Annotated in this window: 12 protein-coding genes and 1 tRNA gene; 7 read left to right on the top strand and 6 right to left on the bottom strand. The window is 62.9% G+C overall.

Translation table 11 applies throughout. The features are described from left to right. The first annotated feature begins 9 nt into the window (after window positions 1-9). Window positions 10-1,401, top strand: a complete 1,392-nt coding sequence (locus CIT31_RS31840) for a hypothetical protein (RefSeq protein WP_095521760.1) — start codon at window positions 10-12, stop codon at window positions 1,399-1,401. 49 nt (window positions 1,402-1,450) lie between these two features. Next, window positions 1,451-2,389 (top strand): recombinase family protein, encoded by a 939-nt coding sequence (locus CIT31_RS31835; RefSeq protein WP_245316535.1) that lies wholly within the window; start codon window positions 1,451-1,453, stop codon window positions 2,387-2,389. Here CIT31_RS31835 and CIT31_RS34530 read toward each other — a convergent pair. The 3 genes from CIT31_RS34530 to CIT31_RS31815 all read right to left on the bottom strand — a co-directional run bounded on the left by CIT31_RS34530 (window position 2,316) and on the right by CIT31_RS31815 (window position 4,300). Then, the gene (locus CIT31_RS34530; RefSeq protein ID WP_165778613.1) at window positions 2,316-2,756 is read right to left on the bottom strand and encodes a hypothetical protein; all 441 of its coding nucleotides are present in this window, start codon (window positions 2,754-2,756) and stop codon (window positions 2,316-2,318) included. The genes CIT31_RS31835 and CIT31_RS34530 overlap by 74 nt on opposite strands. Window positions 2,757-2,944: 188 nt before the next feature. Beyond that, a tRNA-Gln gene (locus CIT31_RS31820) sits at window positions 2,945-3,018 on the bottom strand. A gap of 349 nt (window positions 3,019-3,367) precedes the next feature. Continuing rightward, on the bottom strand, window positions 3,368-4,300 hold the full coding sequence (locus CIT31_RS31815; RefSeq protein ID WP_095521759.1) for a lysylphosphatidylglycerol synthase domain-containing protein: 933 nt from the start codon (window positions 4,298-4,300) through the stop codon (window positions 3,368-3,370). 290 nt (window positions 4,301-4,590) lie between these two features. Between CIT31_RS31815 and CIT31_RS31810 the strand changes: the two genes are divergently transcribed. Further along, window positions 4,591-5,970 carry a Ppx/GppA phosphatase family protein gene (locus CIT31_RS31810; RefSeq protein ID WP_095521758.1) on the top strand — a complete coding sequence of 460 codons (1,380 nt, stop codon included), beginning with the start codon at window positions 4,591-4,593 and terminating at the stop codon, window positions 5,968-5,970. Then, window positions 5,967-6,662, top strand: coding sequence for an RlmE family RNA methyltransferase (locus tag CIT31_RS31805; RefSeq protein WP_095521757.1), 696 nt, complete (start codon window positions 5,967-5,969; stop codon window positions 6,660-6,662). The genes CIT31_RS31810 and CIT31_RS31805 overlap by 4 nt, the downstream gene beginning before the upstream one ends. A 92-nt stretch (window positions 6,663-6,754) precedes the next feature. On the opposite strand, the gene CIT31_RS31800 is transcribed toward CIT31_RS31805, so the two are convergent. Beyond that, on the bottom strand, window positions 6,755-8,176 hold the full coding sequence (locus CIT31_RS31800) for a DHA2 family efflux MFS transporter permease subunit (protein WP_095521756.1): 1,422 nt from the start codon (window positions 8,174-8,176) through the stop codon (window positions 6,755-6,757). 330 nt (window positions 8,177-8,506) lie between these two features. On the opposite strand from CIT31_RS31800, the gene CIT31_RS31795 reads away from it, so the two are divergent. The 3 genes from CIT31_RS31795 (at window position 8,507) to CIT31_RS31785 (ending at window position 11,126) form a co-directional block, all read left to right on the top strand. After that, entirely contained in the window at window positions 8,507-8,782 is a 276-nt protein-coding gene (locus CIT31_RS31795; protein ID WP_095521755.1) for a hypothetical protein, read from the top strand. Window positions 8,783-9,067: 285 nt separating this feature from the next. Continuing rightward, window positions 9,068-10,570 (top strand): IMP dehydrogenase, encoded by a 1,503-nt coding sequence (guaB, locus tag CIT31_RS31790; RefSeq protein WP_065008021.1) that lies wholly within the window; start codon window positions 9,068-9,070, stop codon window positions 10,568-10,570. 25 nt (window positions 10,571-10,595) lie between these two features. Continuing rightward, window positions 10,596-11,126, top strand: a complete 531-nt coding sequence (locus CIT31_RS31785; protein WP_165778612.1) for a hypothetical protein — start codon at window positions 10,596-10,598, stop codon at window positions 11,124-11,126. A gap of 42 nt (window positions 11,127-11,168) precedes the next feature. On the opposite strand, the gene rnd is transcribed toward CIT31_RS31785, so the two are convergent. Continuing rightward, on the bottom strand, window positions 11,169-12,320 hold the full coding sequence (gene rnd / locus CIT31_RS31780; protein WP_095521753.1) for a ribonuclease D: 1,152 nt from the start codon (window positions 12,318-12,320) through the stop codon (window positions 11,169-11,171). 99 nt (window positions 12,321-12,419) lie between these two features. Continuing rightward, window positions 12,420-13,664, bottom strand: coding sequence for an MFS transporter (locus CIT31_RS31775; protein ID WP_095521752.1), 1,245 nt, complete (start codon window positions 13,662-13,664; stop codon window positions 12,420-12,422). Window positions 13,665-13,781: the final 117 nt, after the last annotated feature.

The raw sequence follows: 13,781 nt of genomic DNA, 5'->3' as shown, positions 1-13,781 counted from the left end.
AGCGGTCGAATGAGCATCGCGGCAGCAGGCTATGTGCTTAAGGTCCCGACCGATCGGCGCGAGGTGCTCCTGCACGAAGCTGAGAACGGGGGTTCATTCTATCGTTCCTCGCCATTTGTCGCTGAGCCGGTTCCAAACTTCGAGCACAGTCGCCGCGCGCCGCTGGTTGTCTTCGCGTCGTTTGAAGACATGAAGATCACCCATATTGCGGACGGTAAAAGAGGCGCTTCTGCTGGCACAAGTCTCGCGCGACTTAACATGCAGGACTTGAAACCGCTCTCTCGCCCGATCGCGTTCGACGAACTCAAGAGCGGCGTTCCAAGAAGGGTTCAAGCCCATCTCGAACGTGTGTTGACGGGCGGCGGCATCCTGCCGCCAAAAACCCTTGGCGCATTCGTCGATCGAATCGTGGAACTCGATGCGTCGGTCGGCGTGCGATTGACGCGCTATTCGGAGCGCCGCCGCGAAGCTTTGCGACGCTTTGAACCCCGCGCGAAGGAAAACCTCGCATATCAGAAAGAGACTCTCGGGATCGCTCTGGAAATCAGCGGCATCTCGAAAGACGAGCTTCTGGCCTGGCAACCGGTTGATGGCTCGCAACAAACTTTTCTGGATGGCCTTCCCGGCGCGCAAGTTCGCGAAGATGCGATGCTGTTGGCGGATTTTTCAATCGTGCCTGGCTTCGAGGCGATCCGCGAAGTGACGCACTATGGATCGAAAGTGTTCCAGAAGACGGAAAACCCTGCTGTGCGGCTAACCGTCATCATGGCGAACAGGTTGCCTCTGGAGCAGCAAACCGGGGCGGACCTTATTTATTTCAATGAAGCGTATCGCTCGTTTGTCATGGTTCAATACAAGGCAATGGAGAAAGGCAAAGATCAGTCGGAATTTCGATGGCAGGCGGGCGACCAGTTTGTCCAAGAGATCGCCCGAATGGACGCGCTGCTGGCGGAGTTGAACAAGATACAATCGGGCGACGATCCTGACGGCTATCGGTTCTCGGATAACCCCTTTTTTCTGAAATTTTGTCCGCGCGTCGTGTTCAATCCCGATGACAAGGGCTTGTTTAAGGGCATCTATCTTCCGCTGGACCTTTGGAAGCGTGCGGACGCAGCGGGGAAGCTCAAAGGTTCCAAGGGCGGCAATGTTCTCACCTATGAGAATGTGGGGCGTCGTATCAACAATTCGGAGTTCGTCGGCCTTGTCGCGGGGTCTTGGGTTGGGACCTCAATCGAACAATCCGCCATTCTCGGGCCGTTGATCCGCGAGATACTCGCTTCGGGCAAAACCGTCACATTTGCTATCAAGCACGTTGTTCCGAAGGAGGGCCACCTCGACGCTATTGCAGGCGATAGTGACGACGAAGGCGACGAGATAGACGCCTCCAAATTGTTCGGTTGACTCTATGACAGTCTTGCGGTCAGAGTGTGTTTAGGTTACACTAAACGACATGAAAAGAGCCACCAAACCCGCACCCGCCGCCGATCCCGCCCGCAAACAGGCGGTGATCTATGCCCGCGTCTCCTCCAAGGAGCAGGAGAAGGAAGGCTTCTCGATCCCGGCGCAGTTGAAGCTGCTCAAGGAATACGCGGCGGCGAGCGGCTTCGCGGTTGCGCAGGAATACATCGACGTTGAAACCGCCAAGCAGACCGGCCGCGCCGCGTTCGGCGAGATGGTCGCCTACCTCAAGGCGCATCCGTCCGTTCGCGTGATGCTGGTCGAGAAGACCGACCGCCTCTATCGCAACCTCAAGGATTGGGTGACGGTCGACGACCTCGACGTGGAAATGCACTTCCCGAAGGAAGGCGTGGTGCTCTCGCGCGAGTCGCGATCCTCGGAAAAGTTCATGCACGGCATCAAGGTGCTGATGGCGAAGAACTACATCGACAACCTGTCCGAGGAAGCCCGCAAGGGCATGCAGGAAAAGGCCGAGCAGGGCATATGGCCGACCAAGACGCCGCTCGGCTATCGCAACATCACCGGCCCGGACGGCAAGAAGATCATCGCCACCGACCCGGCGCTGTCGCCGGTCGTGGTGCGGCTATTCGAATGGTATGCGCGCGGCGACATTTCGCTCAAGGAAGCGGCGCGCAAGGCGCATGTGGCGGGCCTCACTTATCCCAAGAGCGGTGCGAATGTCCCGGTGAGCACGGTTCACACCATCCTGCGCAATCGACTCTATACCGGCTGGTTCGAATGGAACGGCAAGCTCATTCAGGGCAAGCACGAGGCCGTATCCGGTGCAATGATAATAGACGTAACGTTCCTTCTTGATCTCGCCGACCACGGCGCGCAGCCGCAGGCATGGCAGGCGATCAGGCCCGAAAAGGCGAAGTCGTGCCGGCCGCGCTTAGCCTTGCTGGCGAAGCGGCCGTCGAGCACGCCCTGAACGCGCTCCCATAGCTCGACTGGCACCAGCGCCTGATCGCTTCCTCGTGCTCGCTGCGCTCGTCGGCGTGGCTGGCGTGCAACGCATCGCGCATCCATTCGAGCACCTCGTCGTCGAACTTCAGCCGTCCAAGCAATTCGGTGAACTGTGCTTCGAGCGCTTCCTCGCGAACATATTTGCGGCGGCAGGTGGCCGGGTTGCCCTGGCACTTATCGGTGGTCGACACGGCCTTCTTCGAGAAAATGTCGAACCAGTGGCGCGAGGAGCAGAACCGCTGCCAACGCGAGATATCGAGTGGCACCAGAACGCCGACAAATCCTATCTGGACGAAGGCGTTGCGCTTCTCGACCTGGCCCGGAATGCCCAAAGGCTGTTCGCCATGCAGGAACCGCGCGAAAAACGCCGGTTGCCAACTTTGTGCTATCGAACTGCACTTGGGAGGATGGCGAAGTGGTCGCTACGTTCCGCCAACCCTTTGACATGCTTGCGGAAACTGTGACTTCTGCCGCCCGCGTTGGGGCTGACGACTGGGCCAAATCTGCGAAAAGTGAGATCTGGCTGGGGAACCTGGATTCGAACCAGGACTAACGGAGTCAGAGTCCGTGGGTCTACCGTTAACCTATTCCCCAGCAGGCCCGGTTGAAGAAAACCGCGCGGGCAGGGCGGCGATGGCGCCGCGCGTGCCTTGTAGCCGCCGCCGGAAAATAGTCAAGCCTGCCCAGGCATTTCAATCGGCGCGATTGCTTCCGGTTTTGACTTGCCCTCACTCTAGCCCATTCCGGGGCGAGCCGTTTGTCTCGTGGGCTCTTCCTTCTCCCCTTGTTGTGGGAGAAGGTGGCCGAGCGAAGCTCGGCCGGATGAGGGGTGTTCCAGCTTGGCATCGCCGCGTTCCATCCAACACCCCTCATCCGGCTCGGCGCTGCGCGTCGATCCACCTTCTCCCACAACAAGAGGAGAAGGAAGAAGGGCCGGTGCCCCTCAATTCCCACCCCGACCGAGCTGCGAGTGCTCGAAGTACAGCACCACTCCGAGCGCTATCACCAGCGGGATGATCAGGTAGAACAGCCGGAACACCAGCAGCGCCGCCAGCACGCCGACCGGGTCCATGTGCGACAGCCCGGCGAGGAAGACGACCTCGAACACGCCGAGCCCGCCCGGCGCATGCGAGATCTGGGCGACCGAGAACGACACCAGGAAAACGCCGAGCACGACGAAATAGCCGGGATTACCTGATACAGGCAGGGCGAAGAAGATGATCGCCGCCGCCGCCAAAAGCTCGATCGGGCCGATCAGCAATTGCCGCGCGACGATCGGCAGCGCCGGATAATGGATCTGGAAGCTGCCGATCTTCAATGGCCTGAGATGCAGCCAGCTGCCGAAGACATAGGTCGCCACCAACAGCAGCATGGCGACGCCCGCGGCCATGGTCAGGCCATGATGCGGTGCGCCGGAGAACCGGTCGATGATTTCAGGCTCGAAGACCAGCACGAGGCCGGAGACGAGGATCGTCGACAGCACGAAGGTTATCCAGCAGATCGCCACCAGCACGCCGACATCCTTTCCGGTCAGGCCCCTGGTTCCGTAGGCGCGGTAGCGGATCACCGCGCCTGAAAATACCGAGCCGCCGATGTTGTGCGACAGCGCATAGGTGGTGAATGAGCAGAAGGTGACGAAGAGCCAAGAGACCTTCTTGCCGATATGCAGGAGCGCGATGTGGTCGTAGCCGGCCAGCGATGCATAAGCGATGACCGAGCTCAGCGCGGCGAGCATCCAGCCGCGGCCAGGGATGGCGACGATGCCGTCCCAGACATCGTCGAGCGAGATGCCGCGCAGTTCGTGCAGCAGCAGCCACAGCGAGAATACGACCGCCGCAATGCCGACGACCGGCCAGAAATAGCGCCTCCAGTTCATGGCGTGACGATCATGCGTTGCAGCCCCGTTGCCCTCTTTCGGTTCGCGTCAGGGAAACTGGCCGCGATTCCGAATGTTCCATTCCGCCATTTCAGAAATGCCTTATCGAAGCCGGCTATTCAACCGGCAACGCGCGGCTCTTCCTGCTGCCGCTTCATGCCGCCGGCAAAATTCGGCCCCTGCGCTCTTGGTGATCCGGCCCGGCGCTGCTAGTCTGGCGGCAACTTAGAACACATGAAAGCGCCTGCTGCGTCCGATCTCCGGTTCGCGCGGCGCCGGAAGGAACGACAGTGGAAGACCACGACACCGGCGCTGGCGCGCCGGAAGTGGGCGTGTCCAGGGCTTCGCCGCCGCCTTCAGGCCAGGCAAGCCCATCCGCCGGTCGGCAGAATGGCCGCCCGGTGCTGCCTTGGTCCGGTCACGGACAGGCAGGCGACGCGTCCCAGCATCAGAATGGCCAGAATCAGAAGGCCAAGACCAGGAAGCGGCGCAAACGCCGGCGCGGCCGCAAGGTTTTCGTGCGCGATGACGCACACCTCGCGGCGGCCGGGCTGTCGGCGGCCTCCGACAGCGCCCCAGCCAGCCGTCCTCCCGAGGCGATCGTCGCGCCTTTGCCCTCAGCTGCGCCAAGCAGGCCGGAGCAGGATGTTCGCCGCTCGCCGGCACAGGAACTGCCGGTGTTTGCGGCACTCGATCTCGGCACGAACAATTGCCGGCTGCTGGTGGCGGTGCCGACGCGCCACGGCCAGTTCCGCGTCATCGACGCTTTCTCGCGCATCGTCAGGTTGGGCGAGGGCCTCACCGCCAATGGCCGGCTTGGGCAGCCGGCGATGGATCGTGCGGTCGAGGCGCTGAAGATCTGCGGCGACAAATTGCGCAGCCGCAAGATCAGGAAGGCGCGGCTGATCGCCACTGAAGCCTGCCGCACGGCCGCGAACGGCGCCGAGTTCCTCGACCGCGTCGAGCGCGAGGCCGGCTTGAAGCTCGAAATCATCGACCGCCAGACCGAGGCGCGGCTGGCGGTTTCGGGCTGCGGCTCGCTGGTCGACCGCGACACGCAAGGCGTCGTCCTGTTCGACATCGGCGGCGGCTCCTCGGAAATCGCGCTGATCGACCTCACCGGCCACCGCTCGCCGAGGCTCGCCAACCATATCGTCTCCTGGACGTCGCTGCCGGTCGGGGTGGTTTCGCTGGCCGAGCGCTTCGGCGGCCGCACCGTCACCCGCGAGGTTTTCGCCGCCATGGTCGAAGATGTGGCTGTGCGCCTGCATGCCTTTGATGGGCGCGACCGGCTCAGCCATGTGCTCGCCAGCCCGAAATTTCATTTGCTCGGCACCTCGGGCACCGTGACGACGCTCGCCGGCGTCCACCTTGACCTGGAACGCTACGACCGCCGCCGGGTCGACGGGCTGTGGATGGACCGCGACAGCGTCGACCGCATGGTCGAGAAGCTGGTCGGCTGGGATTTCCAGCAGCGCGTCGCCAACCCTTGCATCGGCGCCGATCGCGCCGATCTGGTGCTGGCCGGCTGCGCCATCCTGGAAGCGATCCGCGCGGTGTGGCCGTCCGAAAGGCTGCGTGTCGCCGACCGCGGCCTGCGCGAGGGCATATTGAGCGAATTGATGGCCGACGACGGCGTCTGGCGCAGCAATGGGCGTGATAGGCGATGACCAAGAAGCCGGAAAAACCAGGCTCTGCCGGCATTCGCGTGCTGAAGACGCGGATCAAGAAGAAGAGCGGCCTGAAGGAATCGTCGCGCCGTTGGCTGCAGCGCCACATGAACGACCCCTATGTCCAGCGTTCGAAGGCCGACGGCTACCGCTCGCGCGCGGCCTACAAGCTGATCGAGATCGACGACAAGCACCATCTGCTCAAGCCCGGCATGAAGGTCATCGACCTTGGTGCGGCACCCGGCGGCTGGTGCCAGGTCGCCGCCGCGCGGACGAAATCGACGGCCGAACACCCGCATGTCGTCGGCATCGACTATCTGGAGATGGACGCGGTGCCCGGCGCGCCGGTGCTGTTGATGGATTTTCTCGACCCGCAGGCGCCGGAAAAGCTCGCCGAAACGCTCGGTGGCCAACCGGACATCGTTTTGTCCGACATGGCGGCGCCGACGACCGGCCACCGCCGGACCGATCACATCCGCACGATGTATCTGTGCGAGGTGGCGGCTGATTTCGCCCTTTCGGTGTTGAAGCCGGGCGGCCATTTCCTTGCCAAGACGTTTCAGGGCGGCGCCGAGAACGAATTGCTCGCCAGGCTCAAGCAGAATTTCCGCTCGGTCCATCACGTCAAGCCGCCGGCCTCGCGGGACGAGTCGGTCGAGCTTTATCTGCTGGCGAAGGATTTTAAGGGGTGAGAAGCGGTCCGCGTTAGCGGACGAGAAGCCAATTGCTTGGCTTTTCGAGCTTCGAACGCCCTGAGCCTGCGAAGGGCCGGGTGGTGAAGGGCTCACTGCCCCGCCGGTGGACCCGCCTCCAGCGTCTTGGGCGCCGTCAGCCCGCCATATCCTGACACGGCGTTGCCGGCGTCCGGCGCCAGCCGCATGAATGACAGCGATGCGGCCGCCGACACCGCCGCGACGATGAAGAACGCGATGTGGAAGTCGCTCAGCGTCAGCGGCCCGCCATGGATTGTCGTCGACACTTCCAGGATGCCGCCGGCCAGCGCCACGCCGAGCGCGATCGACAGTTGCTGGAATACCGCGGCGATCGGCGTTGCCTTGCTGGTGTCGGCGGTCGAAATCTCGGCATAGGCAAGCGCGTTGATGCCGGTGAAAAACATCGAGCGGATGAAGCCGCCGACGAGCAGGGCGGCGAGAATCAGCACATAGGGCGTGTCGGGCGTGAACAAGCCGTTGATGGCGATCGACGCCGCCGCTATCAGCGAGCCGAAGATCAGTACCCGGCGGAAGCCGGCGACCCTGAAGATCAGCGTCGTGACGAGTTTCATGCCGATCGCGCCGACCGCCGCTACGAAGGTGATCATTCCCGATTGGAACGGCGTCAGCCCGAAGCCGATCTGGAACATCAGCGGCAAAAGGAAAGGCACGGCGCCAATGCCGATGCGGAACAGCCCGCCGCCGAGAACCGAGGAGCGGAACACCTGGTTGCGGAACAGCTCGAGCGCCAATAGCGGATTCTTGGCGCGGCGCGCATGCAGGAGATAAAGCACGGCTGACGCCAGCCCGACAGCCACGGTGAGAAAGCCGGCGATCGGCGGCAAAGCGGGCAGGCTGACCACCGACAGGCCGAACACGATGCCCGATGCCGCCAGCCCGCTCAGCACGAAGCCGATGAAGTCGAGCGGCGGCGTCTGCGCCGATTCGGTCTCCGGCAGGAAGCGTGTGGCGAGCCAGATGCCGATCAGCCCGATCGGCACATTGATCAGGAAGATCCAGTGCCAGCTGCAATAGGTGGTGATGAAACCGCCGACCGGCGGACCGACCAGCGGCCCGACCAGCGCCGGGATGCTCAGCCAGGACATGGCGGCGACAAGCTCGCTTTTCGGCGTGGCGCGCACCAGCACAAGCCGTCCCACTGGCGTCATCATTGCGCCGCCAATGCCTTGCAGGAAGCGCGAAATCACGAAAGCCGGCAGCGAATTGGACACGGCGCAAGCGACCGAACCGACGATGAACACGGCGATCGCCGCCCGAAACACGTTCTTGGCGCCGAAACGATCGGCCATCCAGCCGCTGATCGGAATGAAGACCGCCAGCGACACCAGATAGGCGGTCAGCGCCAGCTTGAGCGCGACCGGGCTGGTCTGGAGGTCGATGGCGATCGCCGGCAGCGACGTTGCGATAACGGTCGAATCCATGTTTTCCATGAACAGAGCGACCGCCAGGATAAGCGGAATGGTGCGGTTCATGGAACGCGTCCGGATTTGAATGTTGCGTCGTCGATTGCTTTGCCGGTCCAGGGGAGGGGCAGGCCGACAGGCAGGGCGGGTTACCACGGGTTGGGTCGGATGTCGCCTTAATTTGCCGTCACATTTGTGCGACCCGGGCAGCCGTGCCAGCCCGAACCCTTGCGAAGAACGGCGCTTAAAATAAAAGACCCGCCTCGGCGGCGGGTCGGTTGGCGCAAATCAGCACCATGCACAAATCAATAGCATAACTGCCAACGGATCACGAGCGCGGAAGCGCCGGGAACCGGAACTGGTTTATCCGAGTTAAACCCCTTTGAAGTGAGATGCGTCATGAAGATGCTAGGCACCATGCTTGCCGCGTGGGTTGCAATCGTCGGAGGCAACAGCGTGGCTGCTGCCGATCCGTGGAAGGACGAGAGCGGCCATGAAAAATGGCAGGACCGCTACCGATACGAAGATAATTATGAGCGGAAGCGGGAACGCTACAGCTACAAAGAGGAATATCGGCGCGGCAACTGCACGATCGAGCGCAAGTGGGAAGGTGACGAATACAAGGAAGAGATCAAGTGCAAGCGGGGCAAGCGGCGCGTTTACGATTACTATTAGGCCATCCATCGCCTGCCGGCGCTCAAATTTCAACCTGACCCACTACCCGAGCGACCATCCGAGCGTATCTTTCCCGCTGCGCTCGCAGAGCAGCGGCGAATGCCGGTCACCAATCCGTCACCGCGAAGGCACCAAGCTGAGTTCGCAGCCCTGCCGTGCGCAAAGCAATCGGCTTTTCATCGGCGACGGGACGTGTTACGAGCCAGCGCCAATCCTGAAAGGGAAGAAGACGAGTCGGCGCTGTCCATCCGGTCCAGCGCTTTTCATGCATTCCGAGGGCTGGCCATGGCAAAGATTATCGAAACGTCCACGGGCGCATTGGCGCTGACCTTTGACGATGTGCTGCTGCAGCCGGGTCATTCCGAGGTCATGCCGGGCGAGACCGACATCCGCACCCGCATTGCCGGCGACATCGACCTCAACGTGCCGATCCTGTCCGCCGCCATGGATACAGTGACCGAGGCGCGTCTTGCCATCGCCATGGCCCAGGCTGGCGGCATTGGCGTCATCCACCGAAATTTCTCGCCGGCCGAACAGGCCGAGCAGGTGCGGCAGGTCAAGAAATTCGAATCCGGCATGGTGGTCAACCCCGTTACCATCGGCCCCGACGCGACGCTCGCCGACGCCTTGGGGCTGATGCGCACCTACAGCATCTCGGGCATTCCGGTGGTCGAGAATGGCGGCGCCGGCGGGCATAAGGTCGGACGGCTGGTCGGCATCCTGACCAACCGCGACGTGCGCTTCGCTTCCGACCCGGCACAGAAAGTCTACGAGCTGATGACCCGTGAGAACCTGATCACGGTCAAGGAAAATGTCGATCAGGACGAGGCCAAGCGGCTTCTGCATCAGCACCGCATCGAAAAGCTGGTCGTGGTCGATAGCGACGGCAATTGCGTCGGGCTGATCACCGTCAAGGACATCGAGAAGTCGCAGCTCAACCCGCACGCCACCAAGGACGTGCAGGGACGCTTGCGCGCGGCGGCCGCCACCAGCGTCGGCGATGACGGGTTCGAGCGCGCCGAGCGGCTCATCGATGCCGGCGTCGACCTTCTGGTGATCGACACCGCGCACGGTCATTCGCAACGCGTGCTCGATGCGGTGACGCGGGCTAAAAAGCTGTCCAATTCGGTCCGCATTCTGGCCGGCAACGTCGCCACGTCAGAAGGCACGCTGGCGCTGATCGATGCCGGCGCCGATGCCGTCAAGGTCGGCATCGGGCCCGGCTCCATCTGCACCACCCGCATCGTCGCCGGCGTCGGCGTGCCGCAGCTTTCGGCAATCATGTCGGCGGTCGAGACAGCGCAGAAATCGGGCGTCTCGGTCATTGCCGATGGCGGCATCAAATATTCCGGCGATCTCGCCAAGGCGCTCGCCGCCGGCGCCAGTGCCGCCATGATCGGCTCGCTGCTGGCCGGCACCGACGAGAGCCCGGGCGAAGTCTATCTGCACCAGGGCCGCTCGTTCAAAGCCTATCGCGGCATGGGCTCGGTCGGCGCCATGGCCCGCGGCTCCGCCGACCGTTACTTCCAGGCCGAGGTGCGCGACACGCTGAAACTGGTGCCGGAAGGCATCGAAGGGCAGGTGCCTTACAAGGGACCTGTGTCCGGCGTGCTGCACCAGCTTGCGGGCGGCCTGAAAGCCGCTATGGGTTATGTCGGCGGGCGCGATCTTGCCGATTTCCGCGACCGCGCCACCTTTGTACGCATATCCAACGCCGGACTTCGTGAAAGCCACGCCCATGACGTCACGATCACCCGGGAAAGCCCGAATTACCCCGGCGGAGCCTAACCAACTCGCACGAAGCCTGACGGCAATGACGCTGCGGCTGTCGCGCCACGCTGCCGCGCTCTGTTTTGCCTGCGCGGCGGTTTTCGTCCCCATGATCCTCTATTTCCGCCAGCTGAGTGGTGGCCTGCCGTCGCTCGATTTGCGCTGGACCGGTTTCACCCCGGATGAGGGCATGGCCTGGCTGACGGCGCTCGGCCGGCGCGGCAGCGAGATCATCCTGGTCTGGCACTACCTGACCTTCGACCTGCCGTTCCCGGCGCTGCTGTCGCTGACGCTGGTCAGCCTGATCCTGGCCACGGGGCGGCGGCTGAAGAGCTTCCGGGCTCTGCCCGCGCAGCTCCAGTCGCTGTTCGCGCTTGTCCTGGTGCTGCCCTACACGCTTGCCGATTATGCGCAGAACATCGCTGTGGCCCGCCTGCTCTCGGATTTCCTGTCGGCCAATCCGGATTCGCTGTCCTTCGCCTCGGCGCTGATCGTCACCAAATTCGCGCTTCTGGCGATACCGGTGATCGTCATCGCGGTTTTCCACCTGACTGGTCAGCCGCGCCAGCGTTGACTTTCCTTCTCCCACAACAAAGGGAGAAGGATGTGGCAGACGTTACAAATCGAACAGCGCGATCTTGCGCTTGTCGAACTTGATCGCAATCTCGCCGCGCACCAGTTTGAGCGCGGCCTCGCCGAACACGGCGCGTCGCCAGCCTTGCAAGGCCGGCACGTCGGCGGCCTCGCCCTCGGCGGCGATGCGGTCGATGTCGTCGCTGGAGGCCAGCACCTTCGAAGCGACGCCCTCCCTTTCGGCGACGATCCGCAACAGGACTTTCAACAATTCCGCGGCGGCATTGGAGCCTTCGGGCGGCTGAAAACTCTTCGGCAGCTTCGGCATCTCTTCCCTGGGCACGGCAAGCGCGCTGTTGATCGCGCCAAGCAGCGCCGTTGCCGTCGCCGACCGTTCCCAACCCTTCGGCGTGGTGCGCAGCTTGCCGAGTGCTGCCGCATCGCGCGGCGCCTGCTGCGCCACCTCGTAGATGGCGTCGTCCTTGAGCACCCGGCCGCGCGGCACGTCGCGTTCGCGCGCTTCGCGCTCGCGCCATGCCGCCACCGCTTGCACGATCGCCAGCTCGTGCGGCTTGCGCAGCCGCATCTTCAGCCGCTTCCAGGCATCCTCCGGATGCGGATCGTAGGTCTCACGCGCAGTCAGCACCTCCATCTCTTCGTTCAGCCAATGAGCGCGGTTTTCCCGCACCAGTTCGGCGCTGAGGTGCTGGTAGACCTCGATTAGATGGGTGACATCGGCGAGCGCGTAGTCAAGCTGCTTTTCGGAAAGCGGCCGGTGGCGCCAGTCGGTGAAACGTGAGGACTTGTCGAGCCGAGCGCCGGTGATCTTCTGGACGAGCTGATCATAGGAGACGCTGTCGCCGAAGCCGCAAACCATCGCCGCCACCTGGGTGTCGAACACCGGATGCGGGACCAGGTCGCCGAGATGAACGATGATTTCGATGTCCTGGCGCGCCGCATGGAAGACTTTGACGACGGCCTCGTTGGCCATCAGCCTGAAGAACGGCTGCAGATCGATATCGGATGACAGCGGATCGATCAGTGCCGTCACCCCGGGCGCCGCCATCTGGATCAGGCAGAGGATCGGCCAGAAGGTCGTCTCGCGAATGAATTCGGTGTCGACGGTGACGAAATCCGACTTTTCGAACGCGGCAACAGCGGTTTCGAGCTCTTCTTGGGTTGATATGACGTGCATCAAATCGCTTTTGGCAAAGGGGGTAAGGTCTCCTTCAATTTCAGCCGCGCGGGCTTTCGTCAAGCGGCAGCCCCGGGTTCAAGACATCGGGGACCGTCATCATTGCTTCGCAGGCCCGTCGGAATCATCGTTGCGCTTGGCCAGTCGGGCGAACACTGTCGATGTGCGCAAAAGGCCGATGAAACGGCTGCGATGGCCGGCCGGCACGCCCGATCGCACCTGCATCCGGTAAAGGATGACGACGACAAAGATGGCGTAGACGGTGGCGGTGAACACGAACAGCGCGCTTGGCCCGAAATACTGCATCGCTGTCGAGGCGGCGAACGGCCCGCCAATGGCGCCGAAGGAATAGAACAGCATCAGCGCCGCGTTGATCAGCACAAACTCGCCCTTGTCGGCGCGGTCGTTGGAATGCGCCGCCGATAGCGAGTAGAGCGGCATGGCGAAGCAGCCGAAGATGAAGACGATCACGAAGTTGAGCGACGGGTCGCTGCCCGCCCAGAACACCAGCGCCAGCGATACGAGCATCGCGCAGCACGTCGTGATCAGCAGCACGGAACGCCGGTCCCAGCGGTCGGACAGATAGCCGAGCGGATACTGGATGATGGCGCCGCCGAAGATGCCGACACTGACGAAGGTGACGACGTCGGTGACCGACATGCCGATCTGTTCGGCATAGACCGGCGACAATGTGCGGAAGGCGCTGTTGGTGACACCGACGGCAATGCAGCCGAAGCAGCCGAGCGGCGAAATCCGCCAGACGCGGGCCAGGTCGAGCTTGACGTCCTCCGGCGGGGTCGGGTTGGAGCGGTCGCCAAGCGACACCGGCACCAGCGAGAGCGTGATCATGATCGACATGACGGCGAAGATGGCGAAACCGCCGGCGCCGACGATCGGGATCAGGAACTGTGCGCCTGTGACCGAACCGATGTCGACCATCCGGTAGATGGCCAGCACCCGCGCGCGATCCTTGTTGGCTGCCCCGGAATTGAGCCAGGCTTCCATGATGGTGAACAGGCCGGCGAAGCAGAAGCCCCCGGCGAGGCGCAACACGCACCACATGACCGGGTCGACGACCAGCACCAAAAGCAATGTCCCGGCGGAAGCGATCGCCGCCAGCGCGGAAAAGGCGCGGACATGGCCGACGGCCTTCATGATGTGGGTGACTGCGAGGCAGCCGAGCAGGAAGCCGGCGAAATAGAACGTGCCCATCAGGCCGATGGTCGAGGCCGAAAATCCCTCCTGCGCACCGCGCAGCGCGATCAGGGTGCTCTGCAGGCCGTTGCCGCCGAGCAGGATGCCGGCGGCAATAAGGAGCGGGATCAGCGGGCGCATGGAGGACATGAAGGAAGGCCTGTCGTTGATCCTTCTTGAACCATCGCCCGCGCCAATGCCAGCGGCAATTCCCGGCGATTAGCAGACCAGCGCCGACAATCAGTTTCTCGGTTTGATTTTTAGCTG

Origin of the sequence: Mesorhizobium wenxiniae, from assembly GCF_002284535.1 — a bacterium.
GTDB classification, from domain to species: domain Bacteria; phylum Pseudomonadota; class Alphaproteobacteria; order Rhizobiales; family Rhizobiaceae; genus Mesorhizobium; species Mesorhizobium wenxiniae.
The sequence above is the reverse complement of the archived record's forward strand: the minus strand, read 5'-3'. Positions and strand labels throughout refer to the sequence as shown.

What these genes read in the sequence shown, in the direction of transcription:
- CIT31_RS31815 (WP_095521759.1), bottom strand. Translation starts at nt 4,300, where the DNA reads ATGAACTGGAGGCGCTATTTCTGGCCGGTCGTCGGCATTGCGGCGGTC.
- CIT31_RS31835 (WP_245316535.1), top strand. Translation starts at nt 1,451, where the DNA reads ATGAAAAGAGCCACCAAACCCGCACCCGCCGCCGATCCCGCCCGCAAA.
- CIT31_RS31775 (WP_095521752.1), bottom strand. Translation starts at nt 13,664, where the DNA reads ATGTCCTCCATGCGCCCGCTGATCCCGCTCCTTATTGCCGCCGGCATC.
- CIT31_RS31785 (WP_165778612.1), top strand. Translation starts at nt 10,596, where the DNA reads ATGACGCTGCGGCTGTCGCGCCACGCTGCCGCGCTCTGTTTTGCCTGC.
- CIT31_RS31840 (WP_095521760.1), top strand. Translation starts at nt 10, where the DNA reads ATGAGCATCGCGGCAGCAGGCTATGTGCTTAAGGTCCCGACCGATCGG.
- CIT31_RS31800 (WP_095521756.1), bottom strand. Translation starts at nt 8,176, where the DNA reads ATGAACCGCACCATTCCGCTTATCCTGGCGGTCGCTCTGTTCATGGAA.
- CIT31_RS31795 (WP_095521755.1), top strand. Translation starts at nt 8,507, where the DNA reads ATGAAGATGCTAGGCACCATGCTTGCCGCGTGGGTTGCAATCGTCGGA.
- rnd (WP_095521753.1), bottom strand. Translation starts at nt 12,320, where the DNA reads ATGCACGTCATATCAACCCAAGAAGAGCTCGAAACCGCTGTTGCCGCG.
- CIT31_RS31805 (WP_095521757.1), top strand. Translation starts at nt 5,967, where the DNA reads ATGACCAAGAAGCCGGAAAAACCAGGCTCTGCCGGCATTCGCGTGCTG.
- guaB (WP_065008021.1), top strand. Translation starts at nt 9,068, where the DNA reads ATGGCAAAGATTATCGAAACGTCCACGGGCGCATTGGCGCTGACCTTT.